We start from the raw sequence: 16,029 nt of genomic DNA on the forward strand, positions 1-16,029 counted from the left end.
AACCAAATTGGTTAGCACTAATTAAAAATACCCAATACATTTAAAACAATCCCGCCAGCAATGCTAATAAACAACATCCAACCTGTAGGTACTTTTTTCTTTAAAAGCCAGTACATAAAAAATGTTAGAGCTAGCGGTATCATTTTTGGCATCATTTGATCTAATACATCTTGTAGAACAAATGCTTTTCCTACTTTGATCGGTGTTGTTATATCGATCATGCTAGCCACCATCGATCCGATGACCATCAAACCAACAATGGAACAAATGTACATCACTTTTTCCATAAGTCCTTCTCGGTATAACTTATCTAAATATTTATTGCCCATGTTATAGCCGATCTTCCCACCATAATACGTAATAAGTGCAGAGGGGAAAAATGAAATAAGAATGGCTAAAATCGGTCCTAAAACACTCCCATTTTGGGCTAAGTTTATCCCCAGACCAAATGCCAGAACACGAACAGTTCCTTGAAAAAATGAATCCCCTACACCTGATAGTGGCCCCATCAAACTTGTTTTGACTGCATTCACTGCTTCAACATCAAAATTTTCTTTATCCGTCGCATATTGTTCTTCCATCGAAGCCGCTAGACCGAGTACAAAAGCACTGGTTTGTGGTGTACAATTGTAATAAACCATGTGACGTTGATACGCTGCTTTCTTCAACTCTGCATCTTGAGGATCTTTATAGATTGCATCAATGATCGGTGCCATTCCATATAAAAAGCCCATATTCATCTGACGTTCATAATTCCATGAAGCTTGGATTGCCCATGATCGCCAAAAAAATTGACGATATTTCCAATCATTTGGATCTTTTTTTGCCATTATTTTACCCCCTTAATCATCAAGTGGATCAACAACTGCTTGTTGATTCTTACTGAACTTCACTTCTGATAACAATACTGCTAGGATACACGCAAAAGCTGCGATACCGATGATACTCAACCCAGAATAGGCAGTAATCAGAAAACCTAAAAGTAAAAATGGTACTAATTTGTTCGTTAACATCGTATTTAAAAGTAGTGCAAACCCATACGCTGGTAAAATTTTACTTGCTAAAGTTAAACCATTCGTAAGCCATTCTGGAATCGTATTTACAATTTGTTTTACTAAATCAGTCCCCAAATAAATAGCTAAGAATATCGGAATAAAGTACATGCTGGAATACAGTATTGGCCCTAATAAGATGTGTATTCGGCGTGCTTGTCGGTACTTCGCCTCTTTGATCAATGTATCGGCTCGATGACTGAAATTTGATAAAACCGTTCGGAGTAAGATACCAATCATCTGACCTAGCACAGAAATCGGAATGGCAATCGTTAAAGCTGTTTCTGCATTAGCATTTGAAAGTATCGCAAAAGCAGTCGCAATGATAGATGCCATATTCATATCTGGTGGTGCAGCAGCTCCAATGTTTACCAAACCAAGGGACATCAACTCAAGGGATGCTCCTACCATCAATCCTTTTTCCAGATCACCTAGAACCAATCCCACTAAAGTACTGACAATCAACGGACGTTCAAAATTCATTCTTCCTAGTAATCTTGAGTCAAGGATACAAAACACCCCAATGCATCCTAAAGAAATTGCTTGAACTAACATTGCCTTCCTCCTTATCTGTGTTTTATAATTTGTTACCTAAATCTTCTTTTTTAGATGTGGGGACTTGTTGGATCGTTAATTTGATTCCCAAATCTCGTAGTTCTTTTGAATTCGCTGTTTCTTCCGCATTCAAAAAAACTGCGTTCCCATATTGTTTTGAACCTTCTTTCTTAGTGATTCCCCCATAGTTGATTTCAGTTACTTTAGGGTAGTGCTGACAAAAATTCAAAGTATCTTTCGTATTGCCAAAAACAACTAAAATATTATCTTTAAGGGTTTCGATCTTAGGCATTTTTTTCAGCATTTCTGCCACACCGAAAATATTCAGTTGGATGCCGTTCGGCTTTGAAAGGTTCAGTGACATTTTTTTAAATTCATCGTTAGCTGCCTCATCATTTACAACAATGATCCGTGTGATATTCAATGCTTTACTCCATGAAAAGACAACTTGTCCATGTAATAAACGATGATCGATCCGAAATAACTTGATCATAATTCTTCCTCCTTCAATTGTTTTTCCTTGATGATTTTAGAGCAGTTGACAATAGCTGTTTGACTTTCCGAAATAAAATCATTTATTTGTTCTTCTGTTATTTTCTTTGACTGACTAGCAAATAACAGAACTAACGGTAAGTTTAACCCAGCTAATAAATGGACCTGTGGGTATTCCTTTAACAATTGGATCATTTCTGTATTGACACTCCCACCTAGGATGTCTGTGAGAATATAAATATCTTTTTCTGTATTTTCCTCAATCAACTGTTGAACCTTCTCTTTTATAGACTGGTCATCATCTCGAAATGCGCTGAATGCATGGAGATTGTCTACTTCACCAATAATCATTTGTAGTGTCTGTTTCATCCCTTGTGCTAATTGTCCGTGACTTGCTAATATAAGCAGATTCATTTTTTCGCCTCCTTGTTGTCATTTGATTAAAAGCAAATTTCATGCCAATAGTTGTTGATAGAAAAAAAAACGTATATCAAGCTGATCAACATATTGTTCAACACTTATCTATTGGGCTTGCTACAATGTTGATTGAAGTGTTGAAAAAAAAGCATCTCCAAAAGTCATGACGACTTCTAAAGATGCTTTTTTCTAATTTTCTGTTATATGGTAGTGTTTCTATTATTCGTTGATCAATCGATCGCTCTCTGTAGTGTGTTCAAATTTTTTTAATAGATAGATTTTTCGGATATTCAATACCAATGTCTTGATGACCGCATAAACTGGGATACAAATCAGCATCCCCATGATTCCAGCCACACTTCCGGCTCCTATCAAAACTAAAATGATGGTTAATGGATGGATATTCATCGACTTTCCAAATAATAATGGTTTGATGACGTTCCCGTCCAACTGTTGGATGACCAGTATAGAAAGTGCCATATAAAGCGCTTGAAATGGTGAAACAAATAAGCCAACGATCACTGCAGGAACCGCGCCAATGAACGGTCCCACGTAAGGTATGATATTCGTGATCCCACAACATACAGCGAGTAACAAACTATACGGCTGATTAAAAATCGTCATTGCTATAAAACTCAATACACCGATGATCACTGCATCCACGATCGTACTACTGATATAGGCCGATAAAGTATCATTCAGTTCTCTCACAGTTTGCCGCAACTCACCACGTATATTTTGTGGGAAAAATTTTGAAAGTGCATCAATAAACTTATGTCCATCTTTGAACATGAACAATAAAATGAATGGCACTGTAAATAATAGAATAAAAAACTGGAGCATGAAAGAAATGATCTTTGATACACTGCTTGTCAAACTCACCAATGCGATATTGAAGAGATTGCTAAGAGATAAGTTTGCAGAAGCTAACTGTTCCTCCAGATTGAAATTTTTAAATTCTTCTCTTTGTGCCACTTCATTCAGCCATTTACTCGTTTCCTCGGCGTAGGTTGGTAAGCTTCGTGTTAATTGAATCGTTTGTTCGACCAATTGAGGAATCACATTCATGATTGCTAATACTGTAACCACGATCACTACAACTAATACCAAGATGTACCCGTACACTCTTGGTATCCGATGTTTTTCCAAAAACGAAACTACCGGATTAAACATATAGTAAAAGAAGCCAGCAATTAATAAAGGCAAGACAATTGCTGAAATCATTTTTAAAACTGGGCTAAAGACATTCGGCATCTGGATAATAAAAAAGACACCGATAATCGTCAATACCAGTTCAACAGTCCAGAATAATAATTTTGATTCTTTAAATTTTGAATACATACATCTCCTCCAACTGTTGATAAGTCTATTCTATCATTCCCATTAAATTAAAGCGCTATTTTATGAGAAATTTTAACTTTTTCCTTATCCAATCATTACAATCAATAAAAAGGACAAAACATTCATCTCTAAGACCCTCAAAAAATGAATGATTTTTGAAGCCTCATGCTTTTTGTTTTGTCCTTTTTTTATTTAGTTGATACAGAATGAATTTTACTGAGCAATGCTCACCAAATGAAGTTTTGTGATATTTTTATAAGTCGATAATTCTTCAATTACTTCTGCGTAGGTCATGTTTTTAGGTAAATTTATCGTATAAATGTTTTTATATACTCGATAATCCTCTACAAACTTCACGTCAAAATTCACATCTTCGATAATAATATCGCGTTTTTCAAAATAATCCGCCAGAAAATCTTTCGTTTCTTTCCGATGGATAAATTGGATCTCCAGCTTTTTAGTCGTTGGGACATGGATAATTTTTTTGACGACCGTCAATGCAAGCACAATTCCGATAAAACTAATAATAGCAATCGCATAAAACCCCATACCAATCGCAATGCCTACCCCTGCAATTGCCCATAAAGACGCTGCGGTCGTTAATCCTGTAACAGACTGTTTAGTGACGATGATCGTTCCTGCACCTAAAAATCCGACACCACTGACTACTTGAGCAATCAGACGTGCTTCATCTGACCGGATCGTTCCAACTAATTCCGGATATTCTAACGCATCACGCATTGCTTTACTAGCGATTTCCACTTGGATCAGTGCGATGATACACGCACCAATACAAACTAAAATGTGCGTACGCATGCCTGCCGGTCTATTTTTGTACTGTCGTTCAAACCCGATTGCTCCACCAAATAGTAATGCAATCCCCAATCTAAGAACGATTTCTGGAATAGTTAATATCATATCATTCATTTCAACACCCTCTACTTCAATATATCATGTTTGAAAGATGGAAACAAAAAAGACTGATTTCTGGTAGAAAAAAAGAGTGCGTGACAAGACGTTTGTCACACCCTCTTTTTTAGTTTTTGAAAAGTTTGCTTATAATTTGCTTCCAGCAGCATCATCGATAATAACGATGACATTATCGTGATTTTGTAATGCACTGGCTGGCATATCTGTTGTTACAGGTCCATCGATCATTCCTTTGATTGCATCTGCTTTGTTTTCGCCATATGCAAGTAAAACAATTTCTTTTCCTTTAAGAATTGAACCTACACCCATTGATACAGCTTTAGTCGGAACATCCTCTGCTTTTTCAAAGAAACGTTTATTGGCATTGATCGTTGATTCAGTTAAATCAACTACGGATGTTTTCCCATCAAATGGTGCGCCTGGTTCGTTGAAACCGATGTGACCATTTTGGCCGATACCTAAGATTTGGATATCGATCGGATGTTTTTCGATCACTTCATCATACTCTTTGCAAGCTGCTTCAAGATCGTCCGCTTTTCCATTTGGAACGAAAGTTTCTTTAAATGGTTTTTTATCAAACAATTGGACATTCATAAAGTGACGGTAGCTTTGGTCATCGTCTCCACCTAGTCCAACATATTCATCCAAGTTTACAGAAGTCATGTTACTGAAATCTAGATCGCTTGAAGTCATTTCTTTATATAATGTGATTGGCGTACTTCCTGTCGCAAGTCCTAAAACCGTAGCACCATTATCCATACCTTTTTTGATAATTTCAAAAGCTTTTTTTCCGCCTTCTTCAGCGTTTTTCACACGAATGATTTCCATAACGACTACTCCTTTGTTTTTGGTATAGCCCAATTATAGCATCCTTTTTTCTTTTTTACAACATTAGTATAGACCAAATATCGTACTTTTTGTATTTTCTTGACAATCCCTTCCTGTCCGTGTTACGTTGCATTAGATACGATGTTTTTTAGACTGGTTGCATTTTATTCAACTATTTTACAAGAGGCTAGGCCGAAAGTATGAATCCACAGAGTTTTTTTCTGTCCCATCCTCTTTTACCTTACTCTTTTTAGAGAAAATACGAGAAATATTTCCCAAATCATTTTAACTATTTCCCTTGAAATTGAGTTTTAAAGTGTCTTCCTCATCGTTAGAAAGGAAATCACAATGAGTATTTTAACTTTAACAAATATTACCCAGCAATTTGGGGATAAAATTTTATATGAAAATGTTCAGCTACAAGTCAATGCCGGCGAACACCTAGGCTTGATCGGACAAAATGGTGCTGGTAAAAGTACCTTGATCAAAATCATCACTGGCGAGATCTTGCCTGATGATGGTCAGATCCATTGGCAAAAAAATATCCACCGCGGCTATTTAGATCAATATGTAGAGGTAGATGAAACCTTAACGATCGAAGAATTTCTAAAAACAGCTTATTCAAAGGAATTTGAAAAAGAGGCAAAAATAGCTGAACTATATCAAGAATATGGTGAGAATTTCGATGATAGTCTCCTTGAAAAAGCAGGAAAGTTACAAACAGAACTAGATCAGGGTGTTTTTTATCAAATCGATACTTTGGTAGCAGAGATGAGCAGTGGCTTAGGGATCGATGTCCTAGGTCTAGATACCCCTCTAAAAAATCTTAGTGGCGGACAACGCTCGAAAGTCATCTTGGCAAAATTATTGTTGGAGACCCCAGATGTCTTAATTCTAGATGAACCAACCAACCATCTAGACGACCAGCATATCCAATGGCTGACACAGTTTCTCCAAGAATTTGAAGGAACATATATTGTCATCTCACATGACCAAGAATTTCTAGACAAGATCACTACCCACATCGCAGATATCGAATTTGGTAAAATCACAAAATATACGGGACATCTAAAGCAGGCATTGAAACAAAAAGAACAAAATCGTGAAAGCTATTTGCGTCAATTCCATGCACAGCAAAAGCAGATCGAGAAAACAGAAGCTTATATCCGAAAATATAAAGCTGGTTCACGTTCTACGATGGCGAAGAGTCGCCAGAAACAGCTAGATAAAATCGAACGCTTGACACCACCTGCTTCCGCAGCTAAAGCGATTTTTGATTTCCCATTTGCACCGATCGTGACTACTCTTGCTGTTGAAACAACTGATTTAGTTATCGGTTATGAACGTCCTTTACTGGCGCCGATCAATCTGACGATCCGTTTTGGTGAAACAGTAGCTATCCGAGGATTTAACGGGATCGGTAAATCCACGCTTCTAAAAACATTGATTGGAGAAATCACACAGTTAGATGGTGACTATCATTTTCCTGATAATACGAAAATCAATTATTTTTCACAAGATCTCCATTGGGAAAAACCTTTAGAAACTCCTTTACAATATTTAAGTGCCCAATTTCCGAAGGCAACGATCAAGGAGTTACGACGCCAATTAGCTAAATCAGGGCTTGTCAATCAATTAGCCAGTGAACCGTTATCGACCCTCAGTGGTGGTGAGCAAACAAAAGTCAAGCTTGCTCAATTGACGATGAATCAAGGAAACTTATTGATTCTTGATGAACCGACAAATCATATCGACCATGAAACGAAGGATAGTTTGCAAAAGGGTATCCAAAAATTCCCTGGTACTGTCATCATCGTTTCCCATGAACAAGAATTTTACCAAGATCTAGCAGATCGAGTCATTGAGATCGAAGGATTATAACAAACTATGTTAACTAGTTAAACAAGAGGCTAGGACAAAATTGTACGATTTTGTCTTAGCCTCTAACTTATTTTTGAAAAATGCGTTCGTTCATCAATTCTAGGATACTTGATGCGTTTTTTCCCTAAAAACAACATATTGGAAGAAAAAAGCACATAATTGGAAAGCAATTCCAGCCAGTGTTACGCCTGTCCAACCATATTGTTGCCACATTGTAGTACCAAGCAATGAACCAGCTGCTCCACCAATAAAGTACATAAACATAAAAATAGTATTGTTACGATTGCTTGCTGCCTCTCCCAAACCTTGTACTCTCGTTTGGTTCGCCACTTGTCCAAATTGGTTCCCAACATCTAACAAGATGATTGCTAACAATAATACAACCAAATAATCACCTGCAGTAAATAAAGCAATGAAACTGATCGTTTGCATAGCCAAGCCCATACCTACGATCTTGCGTTCTGAATAGGAATCTGCTAGTCGCCCAACAATTGGTGCTGCTACAGCCCCAGATAAGCCAAATATAGCTAAGATCCCAGCTTCAAAAGTTCCCCAATGATACGCCGGACTACTGATATAAAAAATCAATGTTGACCAAAAAATCGAAAATGTCCCAAACATAAAGAAACCGCTGATAGCTGCTTCTCGTAGCAAACGTTGTGTTCTTACTAAATGTGGCAAGCTTTTTAAAGAGTCCACATAAGAAACTGTTTTCGTCGTTGCTACGGTCGTTCTTGGCATTTTCCAATATAACAGTCCTGTTAAAACAGCAACCAAGACTAATGCAAATAAGTAAATCATCCGCCATGAGAAAAGACTCGCTACGATCCCTGAAACAGTTCGAGAAAGCAAGATTCCCACTAAGAGACCACTCAGTAATGTCCCCATCACTTTTCCTCTTGCTTTTGGTCCAGCTAGAACCGCTCCATACGGAATAATGATTTGCGGTACGATAGATAATAAACCGATCAAGAATGATGCACAAGCAAACAACGTGAATGATGGCGCAAAAAAGGCTGCTAATAATGAAATTGCTGATAATGCTGCCATCCGAATAATCAATTTAGGCCGATCAACAACATCACCTAACGGAACTAAAAATAATAATCCTAGTGCATAACCAAGTTGAGTCAACATCGTCAAGATTCCGACGGCACTCGTACTGACGGACAGACTAGTCGCTACTTTCGTTCCAATCGGTTGGATATAATACATATTCGCTACAACTACGCCGCATGTGATCGACAAAAGTAAAATCAGCGAGCGTGTTAACGGTGTTTGTTCGTTTTTTTCCATTTATTTTCCCCATTTCCTTTATTAGTTTACAACTTCTTTAAAAAATAGGAAACAGGAAAGTCTAGCACAACCAATCTTTTATCGATACAAGACAAACATTCGTTATTGAAATCTTTATACAAGAAAAAAATTCATTCTACTTGTTTTTTTCTATGGTCTTTATAGATAACTACAATCAACAAAGTCAAAATCAGCACACTTGCAATCAAGAGCAATGCTGTTTTGCTATATCCATGGAATAAAGCCTCTCCTCCACACGCATACAAAACAGAAGATGGGATCACCCCAATGATGATCGACATCAAAATTTCTCGCACCTGTAAATTCAGCGTCGTCGTTGCAAAGTTGATCACTGATGAAGGAATGATAGGCACCATGTATCCCACCATGATCCCGATTTTTGGGTGTTTCATGCTACGAATCGCTTTGACCCAACGATTTGATTTTTTAGAATGGTCCACTAATTTCAAATGTTGCATAAGAGAAATCGCTAAAATATTCCCAGAAGCATTCCCTACAATATTGATCAATGCACCAAGAAAAGGACCATAGCTTAACCCTACAATCACTCCGATGACTGCAGTAGGTACTCCTGGAACAGCACACATGATCCCCATCAATAAAATCAGGATCACTGCCGCAGAAAGACCATGGGAGCGTACACTATGCAACAATTGTTGTTCATTTGCTTTAGGATCAATTAACAGATGGATATCTGATTGGTATTCCAAGTACAAGTGGTACCCTAAAAAAAGGATCAGCAAAATGCCCAGCGCAATCAATACTTTCTGTAATTTTTTACTTTTCATTTTTTCACCTACCAAAACACTGATTATGTATTAGTGTACCATATATCTAAAAAGAACCAGCCAACCTAAAGATTGGATCAGCGAGTCCTTGTTTATTTCTTGGAATTTGGTTTCTGTCCTTTCATCCTAAAGCCAAACAAAAAAAGCTAGAACCCTCATAGTAAGGATTCTAGCTCGTAATAATCAAGAGTGATTATTTAACAGTGTTGATAATTTAGATGTCTAGTAGTCTCTGTTGCTTATTAGAACAAGATTTTTATTATTTTTCGAAAAAATAAAAAAACTGATATACTTCCATTAAATTTACAAAGTATGGGCAAAAAATAGTCAGAAAATCTCCAGTATGTCAAAAAACTAAATGATGCCATGTTTCTACTCTACGTCAACTTCTTAAGAATCCCCATTAATCTCCTTATCAAGGATAGCAAAACCCTCTGGGGAAATATAGTTAGGAAATTCTTTTTTTATATATGGTGTTATACTATACATCCCATGAAATTTTTGAGATTGAATTAAAGATAAAAACTTATCACGGTACTCATATGAAACAACTAAATCCCATGTATTTAATCCACTACCATGCTTGTCTAACCAAATTTCCCTAAAATTGATTAGTTCTTTCCATATTTTCTTTTCAAGGGAGCTTAATGTTTCTCTAGTTGATAGTGATTTTTTTGCTGTGTATTGTATAAACCCGTTTAAAAAATCAGCCAATTGAATATAAGTATTAGATTTTGAATCTTCCTAAGTAAAATCCTTCAATTTTGTGAAATTATTTGACATGTATCTGCCGTCTATTCCAATTAGTTGGATTTCTCTTCCATCACTAAATAAATTTTGAGAAATAGTTTGAAAAATGGAGTCATATCCTCTTAAATTATCATGAACCACATTTACTCCTATATAATCATTTATTTCGGAAAAAAGATTTATTTGATGTAATAATTGAATCACCCCGGGTATAGTCAAAGTTAAAAAATTTTTTCCAAAATTATTCAATAATGGTCCAAACTCCTCTTTCATTTTTATCAAAGATTCTTCATTGAAATTTTTTACCAAAACCGAAATTTCCATCAATCCCACCGATTCAAATATTTTGCTTAAGTCATCTCTCAAGGATTTCATAAGCTCTATTTTTATAGTATCCTGATTTAGTAATTTTAGGAAATTCTCAAAAAAACTATCTTCTCCATTTTTCACAATGACATTTGCTAATTGTCGTTTAATTTCAACTGGCCATGTTAGTTGATTATTAAAGTATCCGCTGTAAGCAGGATCGAAGAAAGTTTCAACAATTTTTGCAGCAATCATAAATCTCTTCTCCATTATTAAAAAGAAGGGTTTTGCCAAGTTTTTATCTAAAATTTGAAATAGTAGCTCTTCTAAACTCTTTTTACTTTTGTTAGTTTTAAACAGTTTATTTGATTTATACTCGCTTGTAGGTTGCCTTCCGGACCTCCATTGTACGAACAATTTCTCTATTTCATATTTATTTTTATCTTCTATAAGCCAACTACCGTAAATAAAAAAAGGTTGATCTGGGTCAAGCCAATTTGTTCCAGTATTTCCACTTTCATCAATGCTAACCAATAATCTCTCTTCGACTATATCACTCCTTTTTATGTTATCATTCCAATTTCAGCGATTTTTATGAACCTTTCTAAACTAGCGATTGATTCCCAGCTATTACTATACCCCCTTTCTCCTTCTAATTTCTTGATACTTTCAACAAGTTCACTTTTTGTTACACCAAAGATTGGTAGCATATCTTCTAGTACTCTTCTGGACTTCATAGTATTAATGATAATTAATCGCTCATTAATTCTAGGTAAATAAATATATGTTAATGGGAACCAACTATTATAGAAATTAGAATTTTCAATAGGATTTATCTTACTTACATAATACAGCAACATATCAGTTTCAATCAACGCTTTAAATTCTTTTTCTGTTGACCGCTCTTTCATCAAATCCGCGGTTAAGGAAATACGCTTACTCTCTTTTTCAAGCTTTCCATCAAATATAAATCTAGTTGGGTGTCGAAAAATGTAAATGGAAAGAAAATTATGCGACTCATCGAGCTTTAAAATCTTATGTATCTAAAGTGTTCGACTTTGCGATCAAAATAAAGGTCTTAACGGATAACCCAATGACCTATGTTTCCTTATCTACAGGAAAAAATAGGCTTGAAACTAAAAAAGAAGTTTATTTGGAAGCAGACGAGTTAAAGAAATTTCTTACCTACTGTGAAAATGACTCTTTTCCACTAACATTTCCATTTTTTAGACTACTTGCATTTACTGGAATAAGAAAAGGTGAAGCATTAGCACTGACATGGAATGATGTGGATTTCAAAAACAAGCAGCTCACTATCAATAAAACTGCTTCGTTAAATGAAAGAAACAAAGTTATTGCTACTTCATCCAAAACACCAAGCTCAAACCGCACGATTTCACTTGATGCAAGAACAATTGAAATACTGGGACAATGGCGAAAAAATCTACGAGAGTATTTATTAGCATATGGACAGAATGCCTTACAGCCAAATCAATTAGTTTTCGCTTCAAAGAATAATAACCATATCGCATTAACAAGATTCAATAATATCTTAGCGAGAATATGTGAACTTCATGATTTACCACATTTAAATATTCACGGGTTTAGGCATACACATTGCAGTCTGCTTTTCGAAGCTGGTTTATCAGTCAAAGAGGTTCAATATTGGTTAGGTCATTCTGATGTGCAGACTACATTAAATATCTACACTCATGTAACTAAAAAACAAAAAGATGTAGTAGCAGAAAAGTTTTCAAACTATGTTAACTTCTAAGGGATGGTCATAAGGATGGTCAAAAAACAAAAAAAAGCTAGAACCCTCATAATAAGGATTCTAGCTCGTAATAATCAAGAGTGATTATTTAACTGTTACAGTTGCGCCAACTTCTTCAAGTTTAGCTTTTAATTCTTCAGCTTCGTCTTTTGACACGCCTTCTTTAACTGGTGCAGGAGCTCCGTCAACTACAGCTTTAGCTTCTTTCAAGCCTAAGCCAGTTGCTTCACGAACTGCTTTGATAACTTTAACTTTTTGGTCGCCAGTTGCTGTTAATTCAACAGTGAATTCTGTTTGTTCTTCAGCAGCAGCAGCGCCACCAGCAGCAACTGCAGCTACAGGAGCAGCAGCAGATACGCCAAATTCTTCTTCAATAGCTTTAACTAGGTCGTTAAGTTCTAGGATAGTTGCTTCTTTTAACTCAGCAACGATGTTTTCAATGTTCAATGCCATTATAATTTCCTCCGTTTTAGATGTTAATATTTTTATTTATGCTATGCGGCAATTAAGCTGCATCTCCATCTTCTTTTTCTGCCACTGCTTTGACAGCGTAAGCCACGTTGCGGACTGGCGCTTGTAGTACAGATAGCAACATAGATAGAAGTCCTTCGCGATTTGGCAATTTTGCCAATGCTGTGATTTCTTCCAATGAAGATACTTTACCTTCGATGATACCGCCTTTGATTTCTAATGCTTTTGCTTCTTTAGCAAATTCGTCCATGATTTTCGCTGGTGCAACTACATCTTCGTTACTAAATGCAACGGCTGTAGGGCCAGTGAATACTTCGTCCAAGCCTTCTAATCCAGCTTTTTTTGCAGCACGAGAAAGAATTGAGTTTTTGATAACTTTCATTTCTACGTTTGCATCACGAAGTTGTTTACGTAAACGAGTCACTTCATCAACAGTTAGACCACGGTAGTCAACAACGACTACAGATGCTGCTGCTGTAAATTTTTCACTTACTTCATCAACGATTGCTGCTTTTTTTGCGATAATTGCTTCACTCATTTTTGAGTTTCACCTCCTGAATTTTGATGGAAGAGTTCTTTACACTTAGTTATTCACCAAGTATTGTGTATCAATGATCCACTTCGCTCTTAGTGATTCAACATGCTTCGCCTGAGAGGAGACTTCGCTCACTCTGTTCGCCAAGTATTGTTCATCATCTATTCACTTCGTTCTTAGTGATTCACAATAAAAAACTCTATGCCACCGCAGACATAGAGGGACTATTGAAAGTATTCAATAAACGTCCTCGGTAGGAAATTAAGGCGAATGCCACCTACTGTCTTCGGTACAAGTTAATTATTAACCTCAACTAGCTTAGCATGCTAAACTAGTTGAGTCAAGAATTATTTTTTCAGTTGGATCAATCAACGTTCTAATTTAAATTAGAAAGAAGCTTGGTCTACATGGATACCAGGTCCAAATGTTGTTGTAACAGTGATATTTTTCATGTATTGACCTTTAGCTGCTGATGGTTTAGCTTTCACTAATACATCATGGATTGTTGTAAAGTTTTCAACAAGTTTTTCGTTGTCGAATGATACTTTACCGATTGGAACATGGACGTTTCCAGCTTTGTCCACACGGTAAGTTACTTTACCTGCTTTTACTTCGTTCACTGCTTTTGTAACATCCATAGTTACAGTACCAGTTTTAGGGTTTGGCATTAAGCCTTTAGGTCCTAAAACACGTCCTAAACGACCAACAGTAGCCATCATGTCAGGTGTAGCAACAACTACGTCAAAGTCAAACCATCCATTTTGGATTTTTTGAACCATGTCGTCGTCACCTACGAAGTCTGCACCAGCTGCTTCAGCTTCTTTTGCTTTGTCGCCTTTAGCAAATACTAAAACAGTTTGTGTTTTACCAGTTCCGTTAGGTAATACTACTGCACCACGAATTTGTTGGTCTGCTTTTTTAGGGTCTACGTTCAAACGGTATGCAACTTCAACTGTAGCGTCGAATTTTGCAATGTTTGTTTCTTTTGCTAATGCTACTGCTTCAGCAACAGGATAAACTTTACTTGAATCAACTTTTTTTAATGCATCTTGCATTTTTTTGCTCTTTTTAGCCATTTTGGTTCCTCCTTGATTGTGGTTATAACGGTTGTACCTCCCACGTGTTCTATATCTTTCAATACAGAGCCAACTGAGAAGCTACTTTCTTAGGGTGTAGAGATTATTCTACAGTGATCCCCATGCTTCGTGCAGTTCCTTCAACCATGCGCATTGCTGCTTCAACGTTCGCTGCGTTTAGGTCTTCCATTTTTAATTCAGCGATTTCTTTGATTTGATCGCTAGAAACTTTAGCAACTTTGTTTTTGTTTGGTTCGCCTGAACCTTTTTCAATGTTTGCTGCTTTTTTCAACAATACTGCAGCTGGTGGTGTTTTTGTAACGAATGTGAATGAACGGTCTTCGTATACAGAAATAACAACCGGAATGATCAAACCTGCTTGATCAGCTGTACGAGCATTGAATTCTTTTGTGAATCCCATGATATTGACACCCGCTTGACCTAGTGCAGGACCTACTGGTGGAGCTGGAGTTGCTTTACCTGCAGGAATTTGCAATTTAACGATTTTTTCTACTTTCTTTGCCACGAGACATACCTCCTTAAGTCCGTGATGTGGTTAATTGGAGATGCATATTTCTCCTCCCACGTTTTCTCTCATAATCATCTGATTATCAGACAAAATAGTGCGCACGACAATGCACACTGATACAGTATAGCAAATATATTCTTTTTTTCAAGATTTTTTTCTTATAAATTTACATTCTATGGAAGAAATCGATAATTTTCTCCTTAAAACGTGAAGAACCTTCCCTATTTGTTTACCATTTGTGCTAAACTAGCGCCAAGAAGAAATGCTGACATGCGCCAGCTATATATCTGTAAATTTTAACGAGGTGAAGAAATGAAAGAATTAAAATACCGCAGTGTTTTCGATATTATCGGTCCTGTCATGATTGGTCCTAGTAGTTCTCATACCGCTGGTGCTGCTCGAATCGGTAAAATCGTCCGTAGTATTTTTGGCGAACAACCAGATTCTGTCGATATTTATCTTTATGAATCTTTTGCTAAGACTTATCGAGGACATGGTACCGATATTGCTTTAGTCGGCGGCTTATTAGGAATGGAACCAGATGATGAACATTTAGCAGATTCACTGAAATTGGCTTATGAAGCAGGCATGGAAGTATTATTTGTTCCAAAAGCGGAAAAAGCGGAACATCCCAACTCTGTAAAAATGTTGTTAAGAAAAGGGACTCGCAAACTTTCCGTAACTGGGATCTCTATCGGTGGCGGAAATATTCAGATATCTGAATTGAATGGGTTCAAGATCTCATTAAGCATGGGTACCCCTACCCTGATCATCGTCCATCGAGATGTGCCGGGAATGATCGCCAAAGTCACAAACATCCTTTCTGAAACGAATACAAATATCGGGACTATGACGGTTACTCGTGAATCTAAAGGCGAAAATGCGATCATGATCATCGAAGTCGATGACCCGCAAGTAGATGATACTGTTAAAAAATTAAATCAATTGCCAAACATCGATAGTGTCAATTATTTCGATTAAAGGAGG

Annotated in this window: 19 protein-coding genes and 1 other annotated feature; of the genes, 3 read left to right on the forward strand and 16 right to left on the reverse strand. The window is 36.7% G+C overall.

Annotated features, from left to right (window positions below; genetic code table 11):
• Positions 1-17 precede the first annotated feature (17 nt).
• The 7 genes from CJZ72_RS02860 to nagB form a co-directional block, all read right to left on the reverse strand.
• Complete coding sequence (locus CJZ72_RS02860) at positions 18-830, reverse strand: PTS system mannose/fructose/sorbose family transporter subunit IID (RefSeq protein ID WP_081134074.1); 813 nt, start codon at positions 828-830, stop codon at positions 18-20.
• A gap of 12 nt (positions 831-842) precedes the next feature.
• Positions 843-1,607 (reverse strand): PTS mannose/fructose/sorbose/N-acetylgalactosamine transporter subunit IIC, encoded by a 765-nt coding sequence (locus CJZ72_RS02865; protein ID WP_081134073.1) that lies wholly within the window; start codon positions 1,605-1,607, stop codon positions 843-845.
• Between the two features lie 22 nt (positions 1,608-1,629).
• On the reverse strand, positions 1,630-2,100 hold the full coding sequence (locus tag CJZ72_RS02870) for a PTS sugar transporter subunit IIB (protein ID WP_081134072.1): 471 nt from the start codon (positions 2,098-2,100) through the stop codon (positions 1,630-1,632).
• On the reverse strand, positions 2,097-2,513 hold the full coding sequence (locus CJZ72_RS02875) for a PTS sugar transporter subunit IIA (protein ID WP_081134071.1): 417 nt from the start codon (positions 2,511-2,513) through the stop codon (positions 2,097-2,099). The genes CJZ72_RS02870 and CJZ72_RS02875 overlap by 4 nt, the downstream gene beginning before the upstream one ends.
• A 222-nt stretch (positions 2,514-2,735) precedes the next feature.
• Entirely contained in the window at positions 2,736-3,857 is a 1,122-nt protein-coding gene (locus tag CJZ72_RS02880) for an AI-2E family transporter (RefSeq protein WP_005878965.1), read from the reverse strand.
• 213 nt (positions 3,858-4,070) lie between these two features.
• Positions 4,071-4,784 (reverse strand): MgtC/SapB family protein, encoded by a 714-nt coding sequence (locus CJZ72_RS02885; RefSeq protein ID WP_005878967.1) that lies wholly within the window; start codon positions 4,782-4,784, stop codon positions 4,071-4,073.
• Positions 4,785-4,913: 129 nt separating this feature from the next.
• A complete protein-coding gene (gene nagB, locus CJZ72_RS02890) occupies positions 4,914-5,615 on the reverse strand; it encodes a glucosamine-6-phosphate deaminase (protein ID WP_081134070.1) in 702 nt (233 codons plus the stop codon).
• A 348-nt stretch (positions 5,616-5,963) separates the two neighbouring features.
• Between nagB and CJZ72_RS02895 the strand changes: the two genes are divergently transcribed.
• Positions 5,964-7,496 (forward strand): ABC-F family ATP-binding cassette domain-containing protein, encoded by a 1,533-nt coding sequence (locus tag CJZ72_RS02895; protein ID WP_081134069.1) that lies wholly within the window; start codon positions 5,964-5,966, stop codon positions 7,494-7,496.
• Between the two features lie 99 nt (positions 7,497-7,595).
• Here CJZ72_RS02895 and CJZ72_RS02900 read toward each other — a convergent pair whose 3' ends face one another.
• The 5 genes from CJZ72_RS02900 to CJZ72_RS02920 all read right to left on the reverse strand — a co-directional run bounded on the left by CJZ72_RS02900 (position 7,596) and on the right by CJZ72_RS02920 (position 11,568).
• On the reverse strand, positions 7,596-8,792 hold the full coding sequence (locus tag CJZ72_RS02900; protein ID WP_081134068.1) for an MFS transporter: 1,197 nt from the start codon (positions 8,790-8,792) through the stop codon (positions 7,596-7,598).
• A gap of 131 nt (positions 8,793-8,923) precedes the next feature.
• Positions 8,924-9,601 carry a TVP38/TMEM64 family protein gene (locus CJZ72_RS02905; RefSeq protein WP_081134067.1) on the reverse strand — a complete coding sequence of 226 codons (678 nt, stop codon included), beginning with the start codon at positions 9,599-9,601 and terminating at the stop codon, positions 8,924-8,926.
• A gap of 390 nt (positions 9,602-9,991) precedes the next feature.
• Positions 9,992-10,315 carry a hypothetical protein gene (locus CJZ72_RS02910; RefSeq protein ID WP_095443606.1) on the reverse strand — a complete coding sequence of 108 codons (324 nt, stop codon included), beginning with the start codon at positions 10,313-10,315 and terminating at the stop codon, positions 9,992-9,994.
• Positions 10,316-10,345: 30 nt separating this feature from the next.
• On the reverse strand, positions 10,346-11,191 hold the full coding sequence (locus tag CJZ72_RS02915; protein ID WP_157728882.1) for a DUF3800 domain-containing protein: 846 nt from the start codon (positions 11,189-11,191) through the stop codon (positions 10,346-10,348).
• A gap of 29 nt (positions 11,192-11,220) precedes the next feature.
• Positions 11,221-11,568, reverse strand: a complete 348-nt coding sequence (locus CJZ72_RS02920) for a hypothetical protein (protein ID WP_081134065.1) — start codon at positions 11,566-11,568, stop codon at positions 11,221-11,223.
• Between the two features lie 65 nt (positions 11,569-11,633).
• On the opposite strand from CJZ72_RS02920, the gene CJZ72_RS02925 reads away from it, so the two are divergent.
• Complete coding sequence (locus CJZ72_RS02925; RefSeq protein ID WP_081134064.1) at positions 11,634-12,431, forward strand: site-specific integrase; 798 nt, start codon at positions 11,634-11,636, stop codon at positions 12,429-12,431.
• An 84-nt stretch (positions 12,432-12,515) separates the two neighbouring features.
• On the opposite strand, the gene rplL is transcribed toward CJZ72_RS02925, so the two are convergent.
• The 4 genes from rplL to rplK form a co-directional block, all read right to left on the reverse strand.
• A complete protein-coding gene (gene rplL, locus CJZ72_RS02930) occupies positions 12,516-12,884 on the reverse strand; it encodes a 50S ribosomal protein L7/L12 (protein ID WP_081134063.1) in 369 nt (122 codons plus the stop codon).
• A gap of 52 nt (positions 12,885-12,936) precedes the next feature.
• On the reverse strand, positions 12,937-13,440 hold the full coding sequence (gene rplJ / locus CJZ72_RS02935) for a 50S ribosomal protein L10 (protein ID WP_005878979.1): 504 nt from the start codon (positions 13,438-13,440) through the stop codon (positions 12,937-12,939).
• 178 nt (positions 13,441-13,618) lie between these two features.
• Positions 13,619-13,745 (reverse strand) — a sequence feature (ribosomal protein L10 leader region).
• 78 nt (positions 13,746-13,823) lie between these two features.
• Positions 13,824-14,513, reverse strand: a complete 690-nt coding sequence (rplA, locus tag CJZ72_RS02940) for a 50S ribosomal protein L1 (protein WP_005878981.1) — start codon at positions 14,511-14,513, stop codon at positions 13,824-13,826.
• A 103-nt stretch (positions 14,514-14,616) separates the two neighbouring features.
• Complete coding sequence (rplK, locus tag CJZ72_RS02945; protein ID WP_005878984.1) at positions 14,617-15,039, reverse strand: 50S ribosomal protein L11; 423 nt, start codon at positions 15,037-15,039, stop codon at positions 14,617-14,619.
• A 315-nt stretch (positions 15,040-15,354) separates the two neighbouring features.
• Here rplK and sdaAB point away from each other — a divergent pair, with 315 nt between their 5' ends.
• Positions 15,355-16,023, forward strand: coding sequence for an L-serine ammonia-lyase, iron-sulfur-dependent subunit beta (gene sdaAB / locus CJZ72_RS02950; protein ID WP_005878986.1), 669 nt, complete (start codon positions 15,355-15,357; stop codon positions 16,021-16,023).
• The last annotated feature ends 6 nt before the right edge of the window (positions 16,024-16,029 follow it).

The organism is Enterococcus durans, assembly GCF_002277935.1.
GTDB lineage: Bacteria > Bacillota > Bacilli > Lactobacillales > Enterococcaceae > Enterococcus_B > Enterococcus_B durans.